Origin of the sequence: Streptococcus oralis subsp. tigurinus, assembly GCF_002096275.1 — a bacterium.
Lineage (GTDB): Bacteria > Bacillota > Bacilli > Lactobacillales > Streptococcaceae > Streptococcus > Streptococcus oralis_CN.
This window is the reverse complement of the sequence record NZ_NCUG01000014.1, coordinates 16040-33152: the sequence shown is the minus strand read 5'-3', so window position 1 is coordinate 33152 and position 17113 is coordinate 16040. Positions and strand designations below refer to the sequence as shown.

18 protein-coding genes are annotated in these 17113 nt (G+C 41.5%); 12 read left to right on the top strand and 6 right to left on the bottom strand.

The features are described from left to right. Positions 1-51: 51 nt before the first annotated feature. The gene (gene ilvD, locus B7725_RS01550; RefSeq protein ID WP_084874260.1) at positions 52-1755 is read left to right on the top strand and encodes a dihydroxy-acid dehydratase; all 1704 of its coding nucleotides are present in this window, start codon (positions 52-54) and stop codon (positions 1753-1755) included. Between the two features lie 168 nt (positions 1756-1923). On the opposite strand, the gene B7725_RS01540 is transcribed toward ilvD, so the two are convergent. Further along, positions 1924-2265 carry a metal-sulfur cluster assembly factor gene (locus tag B7725_RS01540; RefSeq protein WP_001204052.1) on the bottom strand — a complete coding sequence of 114 codons (342 nt, stop codon included), beginning with the start codon at positions 2263-2265 and terminating at the stop codon, positions 1924-1926. Positions 2266-2388: 123 nt separating this feature from the next. On the opposite strand from B7725_RS01540, the gene B7725_RS01535 reads away from it, so the two are divergent. The 11 genes from B7725_RS01535 (at position 2389) to B7725_RS01485 (ending at position 11423) form a co-directional block, all read left to right on the top strand. Continuing rightward, the gene (locus B7725_RS01535) at positions 2389-3240 is read left to right on the top strand and encodes a helix-turn-helix domain-containing protein (protein ID WP_084874259.1); all 852 of its coding nucleotides are present in this window, start codon (positions 2389-2391) and stop codon (positions 3238-3240) included. 198 nt (positions 3241-3438) lie between these two features. Then, positions 3439-4686, top strand: a complete 1248-nt coding sequence (locus B7725_RS01530) for an MFS transporter (RefSeq protein WP_084874258.1) — start codon at positions 3439-3441, stop codon at positions 4684-4686. Between the two features lie 76 nt (positions 4687-4762). Next, positions 4763-6043, top strand: a complete 1281-nt coding sequence (gene hisS / locus B7725_RS01525) for a histidine--tRNA ligase (RefSeq protein WP_084874257.1) — start codon at positions 4763-4765, stop codon at positions 6041-6043. Between the two features lie 143 nt (positions 6044-6186). Then, positions 6187-6393, top strand: a complete 207-nt coding sequence (locus tag B7725_RS09750) for a helix-turn-helix transcriptional regulator (RefSeq protein ID WP_000916943.1) — start codon at positions 6187-6189, stop codon at positions 6391-6393. After that, positions 6390-6593, top strand: coding sequence for a hypothetical protein (locus B7725_RS01515; RefSeq protein WP_001046115.1), 204 nt, complete (start codon positions 6390-6392; stop codon positions 6591-6593). Before B7725_RS09750 ends, B7725_RS01515 begins: the two co-directional genes overlap by 4 nt. After that, entirely contained in the window at positions 6590-6940 is a 351-nt protein-coding gene (locus B7725_RS01510) for a PspC domain-containing protein (protein WP_001206593.1), read from the top strand. Before B7725_RS01515 ends, B7725_RS01510 begins: the two co-directional genes overlap by 4 nt. Positions 6941-6958: 18 nt before the next feature. Beyond that, entirely contained in the window at positions 6959-7702 is a 744-nt protein-coding gene (locus B7725_RS01505; protein ID WP_162278991.1) for a DUF3169 family protein, read from the top strand. A gap of 9 nt (positions 7703-7711) precedes the next feature. Then, a complete protein-coding gene (locus tag B7725_RS01500; protein WP_084874254.1) occupies positions 7712-8353 on the top strand; it encodes a CPBP family intramembrane glutamic endopeptidase in 642 nt (213 codons plus the stop codon). Between the two features lie 17 nt (positions 8354-8370). Beyond that, entirely contained in the window at positions 8371-8589 is a 219-nt protein-coding gene (locus tag B7725_RS01495) for a hypothetical protein (protein ID WP_084874253.1), read from the top strand. A 151-nt stretch (positions 8590-8740) separates the two neighbouring features. Continuing rightward, positions 8741-10504, top strand: a complete 1764-nt coding sequence (gene aspS, locus B7725_RS01490; protein ID WP_084874252.1) for an aspartate--tRNA ligase — start codon at positions 8741-8743, stop codon at positions 10502-10504. Continuing rightward, a complete protein-coding gene (locus B7725_RS01485; RefSeq protein ID WP_061588505.1) occupies positions 10482-11423 on the top strand; it encodes a YitT family protein in 942 nt (313 codons plus the stop codon). Before aspS ends, B7725_RS01485 begins: the two co-directional genes overlap by 23 nt. Positions 11424-11456: 33 nt before the next feature. Here B7725_RS01485 and B7725_RS01480 read toward each other — a convergent pair whose 3' ends face one another. The 5 genes from B7725_RS01480 to B7725_RS01460 all read right to left on the bottom strand — a co-directional run bounded on the left by B7725_RS01480 (position 11457) and on the right by B7725_RS01460 (position 16964). After that, positions 11457-12443: a LacI family DNA-binding transcriptional regulator gene (locus tag B7725_RS01480; RefSeq protein ID WP_001145418.1), complete on the bottom strand. Its 987-nt coding sequence runs from the start codon at positions 12441-12443 to the stop codon at positions 11457-11459. Between the two features lie 9 nt (positions 12444-12452). Continuing rightward, positions 12453-13253 (bottom strand): DUF1189 domain-containing protein, encoded by an 801-nt coding sequence (locus tag B7725_RS01475; RefSeq protein WP_084874251.1) that lies wholly within the window; start codon positions 13251-13253, stop codon positions 12453-12455. A 181-nt stretch (positions 13254-13434) separates the two neighbouring features. Next, a complete protein-coding gene (locus tag B7725_RS01470) occupies positions 13435-14277 on the bottom strand; it encodes a sugar ABC transporter permease (RefSeq protein ID WP_084874250.1) in 843 nt (280 codons plus the stop codon). A gap of 1 nt (position 14278) precedes the next feature. Continuing rightward, on the bottom strand, positions 14279-15571 hold the full coding sequence (locus B7725_RS01465; protein WP_162278990.1) for a sugar ABC transporter permease: 1293 nt from the start codon (positions 15569-15571) through the stop codon (positions 14279-14281). Positions 15572-15695: 124 nt separating this feature from the next. Then, on the bottom strand, positions 15696-16964 hold the full coding sequence (locus B7725_RS01460) for an extracellular solute-binding protein (protein WP_084874248.1): 1269 nt from the start codon (positions 16962-16964) through the stop codon (positions 15696-15698). Between the last annotated feature and the right edge of the window lie 149 nt (positions 16965-17113).

Sequence of the window (17113 nt, the reverse complement as noted above, 5' to 3'; positions counted from 1 at the left end):
ATTGCCTTTAAAATGTGCTATAATAGTAAAAATTGAAACGGGAGGGACAAGATGACTGAATTAGATAAACGTCACCGCAGTAGCATTTATGACAGCATGGTTAAATCACCAAACCGTGCTATGCTTCGTGCGACTGGTATGACAGATAAGGACTTTGAAACACCGATTGTGGGAGTGATTTCGACTTGGGCGGAAAATACACCATGTAACATTCACTTGCATGATTTTGGGAAATTGGCGAAAGAGGGTGTCAAATCTGCGGGCGCTTGGCCTGTTCAGTTTGGTACCATTACCGTAGCGGACGGGATTGCCATGGGAACGCCTGGTATGCGCTTCTCTCTAACATCTCGTGATATTATTGCGGATTCTATCGAAGCTGCTATGGGGGGCCACAACGTCGATGCCTTTGTCGCTATCGGTGGTTGTGACAAGAACATGCCTGGTTCCATGATTGCCATTGCTAATATGGATATTCCAGCTATTTTCGCCTATGGTGGTACCATTGCACCCGGAAAGTTAGATGGTAAAGACATCGACTTGGTTTCTGTCTTTGAAGGAATCGGTAAGTGGAACCATGGTGACATGACAGCTGAGGACGTGAAGCGTCTTGAATGTAATGCCTGCCCTGGCCCTGGTGGCTGTGGTGGTATGTATACAGCTAATACCATGGCGACTGCTATCGAAGTTCTCGGTATGAGTTTGCCAGGATCTTCATCTCACCCAGCTGAATCAGCTGACAAGAAAGAAGATATCGAAGCAGCAGGACGAGCTGTTGTCAAGATGCTGGAACTCGGTCTCAAACCATCAGATATCTTGACTCGTGAAGCTTTTGAAGATGCCATTACAGTAACCATGGCTCTCGGTGGGTCAACCAATGCCACTCTTCACTTGCTTGCCATTGCCCATGCGGCTAATGTTGACTTGTCACTTGAGGACTTCAATACAATCCAAGAGCGTGTACCTCACTTGGCCGACTTGAAACCTTCTGGTCAGTATGTCTTCCAAGATCTCTACGAAGTCGGTGGTGTCCCTGCGGTTATGAAGTACCTGTTGGCAAATGGTTTCCTTCACGGAGACCGCATTACATGTACTGGTAAGACTGTCGCTGAAAACTTGACCGACTTTGCAGACCTCACACCAGGTCAAAAAGTCATCATGCCACTGGAAAATCCAAAACGTGCAGACGGACCATTGATTATCTTGAACGGGAACCTTGCCCCTGATGGCGCGGTTGCTAAAGTATCAGGTGTTAAAGTGCGTCGTCACGTTGGACCAGCTAAGGTCTTTGACTCAGAAGAAGATGCTATCCAGGCTGTTCTGACAGATGAAATCGTTGATGGCGATGTTGTCGTTGTCCGTTTCGTTGGACCTAAGGGTGGTCCTGGTATGCCTGAGATGCTGTCACTTTCATCCATGATCGTTGGTAAAGGTCAAGGAGACAAGGTTGCCCTCTTGACGGATGGCCGTTTCTCAGGTGGTACTTATGGTCTGGTTGTTGGACATATCGCCCCTGAAGCTCAGGATGGTGGACCGATTGCTTACCTTCGTACAGGTGATATCGTTACGGTTGACCAAGATACCAAAGAAATTTCTATGGCCGTATCCGAAGAAGAACTTGAAAAACGCAAGGCAGAAACAACCTTGCCACCACTTTACAGCCGTGGTGTCCTCGGTAAATATGCCCATATCGTATCATCTGCTTCACGCGGGGCCGTGACAGACTTCTGGAATATGGACAAGTCAGGTAAAAAATAAACTCATACTCTTCGAAAATCAAATTCAAACCACGTCAACGTCGCCTTGCCGTACTCAAGTACAGCCTGCGGCTAGTTTCCTAGTTTGCTCTTTGATTTTCATTGAGTATCAAAAAGCAAGCCATTTTGGCTTGCTTTTTTTCATCTTCTTCAAAAGTGATTTGCCTGCTTAACGAGGTGGCAGTCCAAGGGCAATGCGGCCGTAGCGACTGATTCGTGTAATCTTCCAGGCAGGCGACCAGGTAACTTCAACCTTGACATCTTCGATACCCTCGATTTGTTTCAGACCTGCGACGATTTCGATAGGCAAACTTTCGGCACAATCGCAGGCAGTGTCCGTGAAAGTCATGACAATTTTACAGAGACCCGTTTCATCCAGATTGATTTCATAAATCAGCCCCAGATTGTACACATCCAATTCCACATCTGTATCAAAAACCTTCTCTAGTTTTTCGATAATTTGGTCTTGTAAGGCCAAAGCGCGGTCATTGATTTTGATATCGTCTCTCATAACAGTCCCTCCACGTGATAAATATCCTCTATTTTCTCATAATTCTGACAATTTGGCAAGTTTTTGATGAATTTTCTGAAAAATATGATAAAATGAAGAAAATACTCAATTAAGGGGAAGTCTATGGAGCAGATTGGAAAAGTCTTTAGACAATTACGAGAGTCAAGAAATATCTCGCTGAGACAAGCAACTGGGGGACAATTTTCGCCGTCCATGTTGTCCCGATTTGAAACAGGTCAGAGTGAACTTTCGGTGGGAAAGTTTCTGTTTGCCCTAGAAAATATATCTGCGAGTGTAGAGGAAATTCTCTTTCTGGCGAGAGGTTTTCAGTATGATACAGATTCTGAGTTGAGAAAAGAAATCACAGATATCTTGGATCCAAAGAACATAGCACCTCTCGAGGACTTGTATCGCAAGGAGTATCAAAAGTATGATAATTCTCAAAACAAACAGAAACATATTCTAAATGCCATTATGATCAAGTCTTATATGAAGAGCATGGATGAAACGGTAGAGTTGACAACAGAGGAAGGGGAAGTCCTTCATGATTACCTGTTTTCTACCGAGATTTGGGGGAACTATGAACTCAATTTGTTCTCAGTTAGTTCCCCACTCTTATCTGTTCCTCTTTTTACTAGATATGTACGAGAAATGGTCCGAAAATCTGATTTTCTAATGGAAATGAAGGGAAATCGGCACCTAATTCACACCATGCTACTGAATGGTTTTTTAGCCAGCATTGAGTGTGAAGAATTTACCAATGCCTATTATTTTAAAAGTGTTATCGAAGAGCATTTCTACAAGGAAAACGAGACCTATTTCCGAATTGTCTATTTGTGGGCGGAAGGTCTCCTTGATAGCAAGCAGGGCAGAGTCAAGGAAGGACAAAAAAAGATGGAAGATGCTGTCCGTATTTTTGAGATGCTTGGCTGTAACAAATCTGCCGAATACTATAAAAACACGCCTGATTGTTGAATATCTGCAAATTAAGAAAATGATTTAAAATTTGAAGCGATAGAACTCCAGACCTCTTTCAGGTCATTAAAGGAGTTCTATCGTTTTTTTTGCTTATTTTGTGTGTTGCATATATTCAAAAAATTTTTTCGCTAATTCATAAGTGCTATACTATAGTCATACTTCATATAGAGATTAGAACAAGAAGGGAGATTATCTATGAAATTATTGTTTAGAAATCAAGCTTATCGACTGTTGACTTTGTCACGATTCTTCAATGCTTTTGGTGCTTCGATTTTTAACCTGGTATTTATCGTCTATGCATCGACCTTGCCACAAGCATCTTTTGCGGTTGCTGTAGCAAATATTGTGATGATTCTTCCGACTCTCTTTACAGTTTTTGTAGGGATTCGGGCAGATTACACGAGGGACAAGGTCAAATGGATGGTCTATAGCGGTTTGTTTCAGGCAGTTTTATTTTTTCTAGCAGCTTTAGTTGTTCAGCAAGCTAGTTTATTTGCCTTTTCTAGCCTGTGTTTAATCAATGTCATTAGTGATATAATCAGTGATTTTGCTGGTGGTTTGCGCATGCCTCTTATTAAGGAAAAGGTAGCTGAAAATGATTTGATGGAGGCTTATTCTTTTTCCCAGTTTATCACCTATATTTCAGCTATTGGTGGCCAAGCTTTCGGAGTCTGGCTCTTAGGGCTATCGGTCAATAATTTTTCTCTCGTTGCGGGGATCAATGCCTGTTTTTTCCTAGTATCAGCCGCTATTCTCTTTTTAGGAAAAAGCAAATTAAGCCTGTCGATTTCATCTGCTGATGGTGAATCACTAAAAAATGAGAAGTTATCTATCAAAGAGCAGCTCCTAACAATTTACCGAAATTTACGTCTCGTTTTTCTTAAAAGTGGACAGAAAAACTTTGGTTTTATGCTCTTTGCTATCTTGCTGATCAATGCCTTGGGTGGCGCTTTGGGTGGAATTTATAATATCTTCTTTTTAAACCATTCACTCTTGAATTTTTCTTACACAGAGGCACTATTTATCAATCAAGCCTGTGTTTTAGTAGCAGTCATCATCAGTAGCCTTACGGGTAATGATTATTTTGGGAAGCAGTCCTTGCCTAGATTGATGATGTGGGCTACCGTAGGGCTTACTCTAATTGGTCTGGCTAACGTATTCAATCAAGTCGTGCTTGGTTTGCTATTCCTCTTTCTAACTCTGTATGTGTCTGGTAAAGTGTCCCCAAAGATTAGTGCCATGCTCATGAAAAATCTAGCTCCAGAGGTTCTAGCTCGCACAAGTAATTTTTTAGGTTTATTGTTTACCTTATCCATACCTGTGGGAACAGCTTGTTTTTCACTTGTAGCTGTATGGAATATGCAGTTAACTTGGATCTTATTTGTTGGTCTTTCTTTGCTGGCTATCCTTTTGACAAGTCTTAATCTCAAAAATGATATTTGAATCCTAATTTTTTCTCACTGTTTTAATCCCTCTATTTATGGTAAAATAAGACTATTAAGTTAAAAGAGGACACCCTATGAAATTACAAAAACCAAAAGGAACGCAGGATATCTTGCCTGCTGAGTCTGCCAAGTGGCAGTACGTTGAGGGCTTTGCCCGTGAAATTTTCAAGCGCTATAACTACGCAGAAGTGCGCACGCCTATTTTTGAGCATTACGAGGTTATCAGTCGCTCTGTCGGGGACACAACTGATATCGTAACCAAGGAAATGTACGACTTTTACGATAAGGGAGACCGCCATATCACTCTTCGTCCTGAAGGAACTGCGCCCGTTGTCCGTTCTTATGTGGAAAATAAACTTTTCGCCCCAGAAGTGCAAAAGCCAAGTAAGTTCTACTACATGGGCCCAATGTTCCGTTATGAGCGTCCGCAAGCAGGTCGTTTGCGTCAGTTCCACCAGATTGGTGTTGAGTGTTTTGGCTCAAGCAATCCAGCTACCGATGTAGAAACGATCGCTATGGCAGCCCATTTCTTGAAAGAAATCGGCATTCAAGGTGTCAAATTGCACCTTAACACTCTCGGAAACCCTGAGAGCCGTGCAGCCTACCGTCAAGCCTTGATCGACTATTTGACACCGCTCAAGGAGACCTTGTCTAAGGATAGCCAACGTCGTTTGGAGGAAAATCCTCTCCGTGTCTTGGACTCTAAGGAAAAAGAAGACAAGGTGGCAGTAGAGAATGCGCCGTCTATCTTGGACTTCCTTGATGAAGAAAGTCAAGCTCACTTTGATGCTGTCCGTCAGATGTTGGAAAATCTTGGAGTAGATTACATCATCGATACCAATATGGTGCGCGGTCTGGATTATTACAACCACACGATTTTTGAATTTATCACAGAGATTGAGGGCAATGATTTGACAGTCTGTGCGGGTGGTCGTTACGATGGTTTGGTTGCTTACTTTGGTGGTCCTGAAACTGCTGGATTTGGTTTTGGACTTGGTGTAGAGCGCCTGCTTCTCATCCTTGAAAAGCAAGGTGTGGCCCTCCCTATCGAAAACGCCCTAGATGTCTATATCGCAGTCTTGGGTGAAGGCGCAAATGTTAAGGCCTTGGAATTGGTACAAGCCCTTCGCCAACAAGGATTCAAAGCAGAGCGTGATTATCTCAACCGTAAACTCAAAGCTCAGTTCAAGTCAGCCGATGCCTTTGCGGCTAAGACCCTCATCACCCTAGGAGAGAGCGAAGTCGAAAGCGGACAAGTGACGGTTAAGAACAACCAAACCCGAGAAGAAGTTCAAGTGTCACTTGAGGCAATCAGCCAAAACTTCTCAGAAATCTTTGAAAAATTGGGCTTTTAATGACAGATAAACTGGTCAGGATCTTACTCCTGACCTTTTTCTTTTGCAAAATGACAAAAATCATAAACTTTTTGACAAATATACTTGTCAAAAAGAAAAAGATGTGTTACAATATAAGCAAGTTAAGAGTAAAGGAGAAAGGAATGCTTAAAAATCGTTTAAAAGAGCTTCGGGCTCGCGATGGTCTTAATCAGACCGAACTTGCCAAGCTAGCTGGCGTGTCCAGGCAAACCATCAGTCTGCTAGAACGGGATGAGTACACCCCATCCATCGTCATTGCCCTGAAGATTGCTCAGATATTCCATGAGCCAGTCGAGTCGGTATTTCGTATAGAGGAGGATGAGGAATGAATAAGTATAAAGTGATTTATTATCTATCTATAGTTGTGTTTATCGTTAATTTTTTGGCTATGATCGGAAGCCTATTTGGTTGGTTTACAATTGTTGAAAGCAAATATCTCTTCTGGATTAACATAGTTTTACTATTAGTCTTTAGATGGGTAGAGAGAAAAATAAAATTCAAAAAGGTTGAAAAAGGAGAAAAATCATGAGAGAGTTTTTAGCAGGTTTTCAAGTCGATACTGAGCACAAAGAACTTGCGGGTGTTTGTGCAGGTTTAGCAAATTATTTTAACATTCAAGCCAATATCGTTCGTTTGGTGACAGTCTTGTTATTTCTCTCTTCGACAGAGATTGGGATTATAACAGTAACTCTCTATGCCTATCTAGCAGGTTGGCTTGGGAATGAACCCTTGGGAGATGGAGCAAAAAAAGCTAGAAATCAAGCTATTCTCTTACTTTCTGTTTGTTTGATTTTGGTGTCACTTGGAACAGAAGGCTTAACAGCTATTTATGAATCAGGGAAAGCATTTGGTCAGTGGTTAGTTGGATTGGTTTAGTTTAGAAAGAGGATGAATATGAAAAAGAAAAAGAAACGTGGATTATTATTATTTTTAATGTCTGTTGTTTTGGGAGGTTTCTTGGGCGGTTTTGTAGGGATGTTTAAGGCCTATACCGAAAAATACGAAATCATTTTAGATGTCAAAACCGTGATTCCATGGATATCATCTATTTGTTTACTGTTAGGTTTCATTAGTATGTTTTTGACTTTCAATTTCCTAAAGAAAAGCAGAAGATTTCACTCCTTGTATCAAGAGGAAATGGATGATGATCTGAATGAAAGCTATTATGTGCAAATGTATCGGAATCTTGAGTTTGGTAACATTGCTTTTAATATTACAAACGTAGCGATTTTATTGGCTCTCTTCACTTCAGTAAGTGAAGGGATTGCACTAAATAGAAGCAATCTAACCTTATCTCTTTCTTTTTTGGCATTAGTATTGGTTTTCAATGCTCAAAAATATCTTTATAAAACCATTTCGATTGTTCGTCAGTTTGATTTGGCATTTTTCTCTACACCAAAGGATCTCTTGGACTATATCAATTCTTATGATGAAGGGGAGCGTCAGGCTAATTTGGAACAGAGTTTTCAGATTTTATTCCAATTAAACCAATATGTCTTGCCAGGTCTCTACATTCTAATTGCTCTCTTTTCCTTACTGACAGGAGAAATTCAGCTACTAGCCTTCTTGCTTGTAGGAGCGGTCCATATTTATATCAATGTGATGCAGTTACCTATGGTAAAACGCTATTTCAAATAGGAGCCTTTTATGAAATTATTTAAAAATCTTGGCTGGTTTCTTCTAGCTGTTCTATCCTTTTTCTTTGGCTATGGAATGGTTCAGAGTATGGCTTTATCAGCGCTTGACCTAGGGGCTTCGATCTTTGGAGTCTTGCCACTTTATATCGTCCTGTCAGGAGCCTATGTTTATGGAGTTTACAGATGGTATCAGACAGAAAAGGTTAGCATCCAGACGACGGTTTTTAATCGTTATATTTGGTTGCCAACTCTGGTTTTGCTAGTGGCGATTACAGCCCAGTTCTTTTTGCCAGAAGATCCGTCGGTCAATCAACAAATCGTATCACAACTGACAGTCGCACAGCCTGTATTTGGTTTCTTTATGGTGGTAGTCTTTGCTCCTCTGACGGAAGAACTCATTTTTAGAGGGATGCTGGCGCGTTATCTTTTTCCTAAGCAGAACAATAGCAAACAGACAGCTCTATTTCTCCTCGTATCAAGTGTGCTTTTTGCCTTGATTCATTTTCCAGGAACTTTGCAACAGTTTTTAGTTTATGCCAGTCTGGGATTGAGTTTGGGTCTGGCTTATGTGAGCCGAAAAGGTCTTCTTTATAGCATTTCTCTCCACGCTTTGAATAATTTAATCGGCTTTTTGATGATACTCATGCTATAATAGAGTCAGGAGGTCACATGAAACGAGTAATTTTATTAGCAGTGATACAGGCGGTCGTTCTCTTCTTTATCATCGGGGCACTTGCCTATGCCTTTAGAGGCGATTTCTTTTACAACTATCTAGCAGTTGTCTTTGCGCCTATTGCAGGTGTCTTGCGTTTTGCTTCGGCTTATGCGACGGAGATTGTTCTACCTAAAAAGGCAGCTGAGATTGCTGAAAAGCGTAAAAAAGGTTAAGAATCATAATCAGAGAATCCGATGACGTTTTCATCGGATTTTTTGTCTGTTCGTTTTGATTTCTAAAGGGAATCAAACTTTTCTGCTGATTTTCATGAAGAGCCTGCGCTTTTATGGTAAAATAGTAACAGAATAAAAGAGGAGAGAAAACATGAAACGTAGTATGTATGCTGGTCGTGTTCGTGAGGAACATATCGGACAAGAAATTACCTTGAAAGGATGGGTTGGCCGTCGTCGTGACCTTGGTGGTTTGATCTTTATCGACCTTCGTGATCGTGAAGGAATCATGCAGTTGGTTATCAACCCTGAAAAAGTATCTGCAGAGGTTATGGCAACAGCTGAAAGCCTTCGTAGCGAATTTGTTATCGAGGTGACTGGACAAGTCGCTGCGCGTGAGCAAGCCAATGATAAATTGCCGACTGGTGCGGTTGAGTTGAACGTGACAGCTTTGACAGTGCTTAATACAGCTAAAACAACGCCATTTGAGATTAAGGATGGGATTGAGGCCAATGACGATACGCGTTTGCGTTACCGTTACCTTGACCTTCGTCGTCCAGAGATGTTGGAAAATCTCAAGCTTCGTGCCAAGGTGACTCATTCTATCCGTAACTACTTGGATGAGTTGGAGTTTATTGATGTGGAGACGCCATTCCTTTCTAAGTCAACACCAGAAGGGGCGCGTGACTATTTGGTGCCATCTCGTGTCAACAAAGGACATTTCTATGCTCTTCCTCAAAGTCCACAGATTACCAAACAGCTCTTGATGAATGCTGGATTTGACCGCTATTACCAAATCGTTAAATGTTTCCGTGACGAGGACTTGCGTGGAGACCGTCAGCCTGAGTTTACCCAGGTCGACTTGGAAACGTCATTCCTTAGTGAGCAAGAAATCCAAGATATCACAGAAGGCTTGATTGCGCGCGTGATGAAAGAAACAAAAGGCATCGAAGTAACGCTTCCATTTCCTCGTATGAAGTACGATGATGCGATGGCTCTTTACGGTTCTGATAAGCCAGATACCCGTTTTGATATGTTGCTTCAGGACTTGACAGAAGTGGTAAAAGGTGTTGATTTTAAAGTCTTCTCAGAAGCACCTGCTGTTAAAGCCATTGTAGTCAAAGGAGCTGCGGACAACTACTCACGTAAAGACATCGACAAGATGACCGAAGTAGCCAAACAGTACGGTGCCAAAGGTCTTGCTTGGGTCAAGGTAGTTGATGGAGAATTAAATGGACCGGTTGCCAAGTTTTTGACGGGTATCCAAGGAGAATTGACTGCAGCACTTGGTCTTGAAGATAAGGATTTGGTTCTATTTGTAGCGGATACGCTTGAAGTGGCCAATGCAACACTAGGCGCCCTTCGTGGACGTATTGCTAAAGAACTTGGCTTGATTGATAACGATAAATTCAATTTCCTTTGGGTGGTTGACTGGCCAATGTTTGAATGGTCTGAAGAAGAAGGTCGTTACATGAGCGCCCACCATCCATTCACTCTTCCACAGGAAGAGACAGTTCACGAATTAGAAGGTGATTTGGCTAAGGTTCGTGCCATTGCTTACGATATCGTCTTGAACGGTTACGAACTTGGTGGTGGTAGTCTTCGTATCAACCAAAAAGAACTCCAAGAACGCATGTTCAAGGCTCTTGGTTTCTCAGCGGAAGAAGCCAATGACCAGTTTGGTTTCCTTCTTGAAGCCATGGATTATGGTTTCCCACCACACGGTGGTTTGGCTATTGGTCTTGACCGTTTTGTCATGTTGCTTGCAGGAGAAGAAAATATCCGTGAAGTCATTGCCTTTCCTAAGAACAACAAGGCAACTGACCCAATGACACAAGCTCCTTCAACAGTCGCTCTCAAACAACTAGAGGAACTCAGCTTACAAGTAGAAGAAGATGAAACAAGCAAAACAAATTAAGCGGTGGCGCTATTATCTGCGCCGCTTTGCTTATCAGATAAAAATCTTACGAGTTTTACAAAGTATCTCTCGGGAAAAATATGATGAGAAAGTATCGGCTTCTCTGGTTTATGGCTTTTTGTCAGCAGTAGCAGTCAATTTCTTTTTTCAACCAGGACACGTTTACTCCAGTGGTGCGACGGGTTTGGCACAGATTATCTCTGCTTTGAGTAATCACTGGTTTGGTTTTTATATTCCGATATCGCTGACCTTTTATGCCATCAATTTTCCGTTGATGATTTTGGCTTGGTATCAGATTGGGCATAAGTTTACAATCTTTACCTTTATCACAGTATCCATGAGTTCCCTCTTTATCCAGCTTGTGCCAGTTGTGGCCTTGACAGAGGATCCCATCATCAATGCTCTTTTTGGGGGTGTTGTCATGGGCTTGGGGATTGGTTTTGCGCTCCGTAACAATATTTCTAGCGGAGGTACAGATATCGTCAGTCTCACCATTCGAAAGAAAACGGGTAAGAATGTTGGTAGTATTTCTTTCTTGGTAAATGGGATGATTATGCTGATAGCAGGTCTGACCTTTGGTTGGAAATACGCCCTTTACTCTATGATCACCATTTTTGTATCGAGCCGTGTGACAGACGCGGTCTTTACCAAGCAGAAACGCATGCAGGCCATGATTGTGACCAATAATCCTGACAAGGTAATCGCAAAAATCCATAAAAAATTGCACCGTGGAGCAACCATGATCCACGATGCAGAAGGAACCTATAATCATGAGAGAAAAGCAGTCTTGATCACTGTTATCACGCGAGCAGAGTTTAATGATTTTAAACACATCATGAAACAGGTCGATCCAACAGCCTTTGTCTCTGTATCTGAAAATGTCCACATCCTAGGACGATTCGTAGAAACAGACAATTAATCATACTCAAAAGACCAGCCTTGGGGCTGGTCTTTATTTTTCAATAATTTTGTGCCCAATCAACTGGCGGTAACAAATTTGTTTATTGTTTTTGGCATCGTTGATTATCTGGAGAATGGTTTCAAAGGAAACACGTCCAAGTTCCAAGCTATTGATATCAACATAGGCTGCCAAGTTCAGTTTAGGGTTGACCGAGTCAAAGCTGAGGACAGGGACATCCAGTTGGTGTTTTGCGATGTAATCACAGACCCCTGCAGCAAGAAGGCTATCAATAGTAATAATAGCATCAATATTTGGATCATGTTCGAAGAGAAGTTTACTAAAGCGATAACCATTATCTTCAAGAAATTCGGTCGCAAAGTAGGTCAGATTTGGATCAATAGGAAGTTGGTATTGTTTAAGAGCTAACTCATAACCCATTAGACGATCTTGTGTTACGAAAAGTTTTTTGGTTCCTCCGATAAAAGCAATTCGCTTGCATCCTTTTTTGATGAAATATTCTGTCGCATCAAAACCAGCCTGGACATTGTCATTATCAACAAGCGGAATGAAGGGAGATAGAGATTTACCTAAGATAAGGAAAGGAAATTGCTCATCTGCTACTAGCTTAACCAAAGGATCCTCTTCTTGGGCATAGAGGAAAATCAAACCATCTACACGCTTACCATAGACCATCTGGGAAATAGCTTTGAGCCGCTCTTTTGCATCTTTCCCCGTTGCAATCTGGATAGCATAGTGGTTCTCAGATGCCACTTGGGCGATCCCTCGTAGAACAGATGGGAAGAAAGGATTTTGGTAAAAGGCATCCGAGTCGTCAGGGAGCACTAGGCCGATAACTTGAGTATAGCTACTTACCAAGCTACGAGCATTGAGATTGGGGTGGTAGTTGAGCTCCTTCATCGCCTTGCGAACTCGTTTTTTGGTTTCATCACTAATCGTTGATTTGTTTTGAATAACGCGGGTAACAGTTGAAGGTGAGACACCTGCTGCCTTGGCCACGTCTTTAATCGTAACGGGCATAAAAATCTCCTATTTATGATAATCTGGATCACGGAAGTGTGTCTTGTAAAAAATAGTGACCAGATACAGAACAAAAAGAATATTTTGTACAGTGATAAGGGTTGCCATATTTTGGCCAAAAAGTCCCAAAATAAGCGTAATCAGAGTGGGTAATCCCAAACAGTTCAAGATAAAATGGTAGCACTCTTTAAAAGTCCTAAATGAAAAGAGGCGTGATTTTTTGGTGATATAAAGGAGAAAGCTAGCTCCAAGAGAGACAATGAAGAAATTCAATCCAAAGAGGAAGCTTGCACCAAGGACGAGAAAGAGACTGATATAGACCCGATTTTGTTGGTACCAGTCTTTAGAAATAGCCTGGGTTAAACTTTCCTTACTCTGGAAACTCTCTGTTTGAATCGCGTGGTAGCGAATACGAGTCAGTTCCTTACTTTCCTTACTGATGACGAGTTCTTCAGTATCAAAATGAAGTTGTAGGTCCTTTGGCAATTCTTTGCTTTGGCTCGGTCCAATCAGAAGAGAAGGTTGTTGATTCTTAGTTCCTGAGTAGTTCAGCTTTCCATCTACGATTTGTGCATTTTCCGACAAATCCATGATCGCTTCATCTGTCAGTGGAGTGTAGACATTATCGATAAAGGTATCCAGCGGATACGTTTCCTGTGAGCTGTTTTGAATGGCAATCGGAACCATAGACAAGCTGATCAAGAAAATACTGGTAAAAATCAATTGAAACCAGTTGAGACCGAAACGTTTTGATAGAGGCTTGCGAAATCCCCAGATACTAGAGAAATACGAGAATGGATATGGAAGCATAGGCATCTTTCTAAAAGTGTTTTCTATATGAGTATTATTATATAGAGAAATGTGCTTTATTTCAAGTCTAGTAGATAAATTGCTTATTGAAAAGCTGATTTTGCTACTATTTGCGATCGTGTGCCCAATCGTGTAGCTTTAGCAACAAGCTCCAAAATGAAAAAAGGGTGGCAGGGATAGATTATCCCTTGTCGCCACCACTTGTAAGTCCTGAAACAAAGTTCTTTTGTAAGAAGAAGAAGAGTGTACAGATTGGAAGAGCGATGAGGATAGCACCTGCTGAGAAGTAGGCGATCTTCATGTTTTTCACATTGCTAACGAAGGTTTGGAGACCAACGGCAACAGTAAAGTATTCTTTCTCACGAAGCAAGAAACTAGAGAGAATGTAGTCTCCGAAAGGTCCCATGAAGGCCCATAGAGCTTGTACAGCCACCATTGGGCGAACGAGTGGGAGAACAATTTGCCAGAAGCGGCGGAAGTGTCCAGCACCATCTAGTTTTGCAGATTCGTCTAGAGACATTGGCACAGTATCGAAGTAGCCTTTCATGAGCCAAGCATTCATCGGAATACCTCCACCGACGTAGAGGAAGATGAGGAACCAGCTATGGTTAAGGGCGTTCAACATAAGAGCCATAACGAAGAAGGCTGTCAAAGCGGCCATAGTTGGCACCATTTGGATGATCAAGAAGAAGACCAAACTTTGTTTACGTGCCAAGAAGTTGTAACGACTGTAGGCGTAACCAGCAAGTACGATGATACTTGTTTGTACAGCCATTGTAATAAAGGCAATAATCAAAGTATTAAGGTACCAAGTGCCATACAAGGTTTCGGTGAAGAGCCCTTTAAAGTTATCAAGATTGAAGTCGATGTTAGTATCTAGTTTAAAGGCTGCGACATTACCTGCTTTGAAGGCGGACATGATGGTGATCAAAAGTGGGTAGATGATCACGATTGATAGGCCAATCAAGTAGAGGTAAGTGAGGGTTTGAGTCAGTCTACGTTTGAGTTTGATTGAGTTATTCATCTTAGACGTCCTCCATATCAAATGCGTGTAGTTTCTTGAATGCAATCATAGAGATAGAGATGACAATGATGGAGATAATCAAGGTAACAGCTGCCGCCATAGAGTATTGAGGAGATGTACCTGTTGTCAAACGGTAAATCCATGAAATTAAGATATCAGTTGAACCGGCTCCGCCTCCGACAGTACCAGGACCTCCACCATTAAAGAGATACATGATAGAGAAGTTGTTAAAGTTAAAGGTGTATTGGCTAATCAATGTTGGAGCTGCAACAGCCAAGATCATTGGGAAAGTGATGTTGCGGAATTTTTGCCAAGCATTAGCACCATCGATGTAAGCCGCTTCGTAGAGGTCGTTAGGAATAGACTGCAAGATACCCAAGGTCAAAACGTAGATGTATGGGAATCCTAGCCAGCCTTGCATCATAATCAAGGCAACCTTAGTCCAAGTTGGATTTGTTTTCCAAGGGATAAGAGCTCCATCTAGGAAAGGAAGGACCTTAGACAAAAGAGGCAAGACTTGGGTGTTGATGGCACCGACACTATCATTAAACATGTTTGAGAATGTCAAGATAGTGATGAAGGCTGGAACAGCCCAAGGAAGAAGGAAAATAACACCGAAGATACGTTTTCCTTTGATAAATGGTTGGTTGGCAATGATTGCTGTAAAGATACCAATGACAATCTGCAAGGTAGAAGCAGCCAAGGCCCAAATAATGGTCCAAGAAAGAACAGAACCAAAGGCTGAACGGAAGGTGCTCAAGCTCCAGATGTTCGTAAAATTGGTCAAACCAACCCAGTCCAACAATTTGTTTGGTGGCAAGTGTTGGAAGTCATAGTTGGTAAAGGCAATCATCAATGTTACGATAACAGGGAAGATAATTGCAAAGGTCATCGCTACATACGATGGGATAATCAAAAGGTATGGGAATCCATTCTCATAAATACCTTTAATCATATCCTTGAAGGTACGAGCCACAGGAATACCGTTATTGATACGTTTAGCAGTCGTATGTGCATCCTTGATATTAAAGATGTAAAAGAGCAGGTAGACGACAACAAAGATAGAATGGAAAGCACCACGAATCAGCATGAAAAGTGAATTGTCACGACCAGGTTTGTCACCAAGAGTGACCAAATTGCTCAATTCAGGGCTTGCAAGTGTTAGAAAATACAGAACAAATAAGACAGTAACACCAAGGAAAATAAATCCTTTCGCTTTTTGTTTGTTATAAATTTGTCCTAAACCAGGAATGATTGACAGCAAGGCTGCTTTGCGAGGCTGTTGTTTTTCCATGATTACTCCTTTCATAGGATGCGAGATAAAACTCGGATTCAATCGTAAGATACGTACGTATAATAATAGGCGTATCTATAAATTCAAAGGGGGATTTTGCTTCCACCCCCCTTGAACAAATCAATTATTCACCAAATTTTTGTTTGATTGTGTCCTTAATCAATGTTACAGCATCGTTAGCAGCTGTTTTCGCATCTTTCGTACCACTTACAGCTTCAAAGAGCATTGTTTTAGCTGGGTCCCAAACAGCTGACATTTGAGAGATGTTTGGCATTGGTTGAGCGTTCTTGAACTGTTCAATCACGGCTGTTGTCAACTCATCTTTTTTGCCTTCAGCATAAGTACGAGCTTCAGTATTAGCTGGGATTTCGTTTGTTACATCGTAGAATGCTTTTTGTTGTTCAGTTGAAACTAGGAAGTCTACAAATTTTTGAGCTCCTTCAAGGTTCTTAGTGCTTGCTGGGATAACCCAAGCTTTACCACCACCAAATGTTTCATAGTTTTTACCGTTTGGAAGAGTTGGGATAGTCGCAACGCCGTAGTTTACTTTAGCATCTTTGAATGCTTGAGCTTTCCAAGGACCATCGATGATAGCAGCAGTTTTACCTTCTTGGAATTGAGTTTGGATTAAGTTTGGAGCTCCTTCAGTATCTTGCATACCTTTAGGCCATTTTTCGTACCAAGATTTAGCATATTCGATACCTTTGATTGCTCCGTCGTTTGCAAGTCCGATATCTTTAGGATCTTTACCGTTTTGGCCAAATACATAACCGCCATTACCAGCAAGAAGTCCGTATGCGTAGTAGAAGTTTGTCCAGTCAGCTAGGAAGGCAGTTGTTTTGCCATCTTCACCAGCGAAAGCGTATTTGCTGTCTTTAGCAAGGTTTTCCAAATCAGCAAATGTTTTAGGAGCTTCTTTAAGCAAATCTTTGTTATAGTACAAAACGAGTGATTCGATGACAGCTGGAGCACCATAGACTTTACCACCAACCGTTACAAGTGATTTTGTTTTATCGTCTGTCTTTGCACCATCACTAAGAGTTACTTCTGAAAGTTGTCCGTCAGTACCAAGGCTACCTACACGGTCGTATGGAGCCATCATAACGTCAGGAGCTTTACCAGATTGGTTGTCTAGAGAAAGGTTGTCAAGACCACCCATTTGGTCTCCTGTTTTGATGGTAACTTTTACGCCAGATTCTTTTTCATAAGCTTTTGCAGCAGATTCAGCGAAGGCTTTATATTGGTCTTCAACGTAGAAAGTAAGTTCTTTTGCTTCTGAAGAGCTAGTATCAGCAGCTTTGTCAGCAGATTTGCTTCCGCAAGCTACCAAGAGCAAGCTAGCGAGAGTAGCAGTTCCGAGCACAGCAGCGCTCTTCATGAATTTAGATGACATAGTGTATTCCTCCTAAAGAATAACAGTATAATTTATTTAGAAAACGCAAACGTTTTCTTTTATGAGCTTAGTATAGCACAAATAGAAAACGGTTGCAAGCGTTTTTAAAAAGTTTTTTAAAAAAATTTTAAGGTTTCAAACATTTGTCA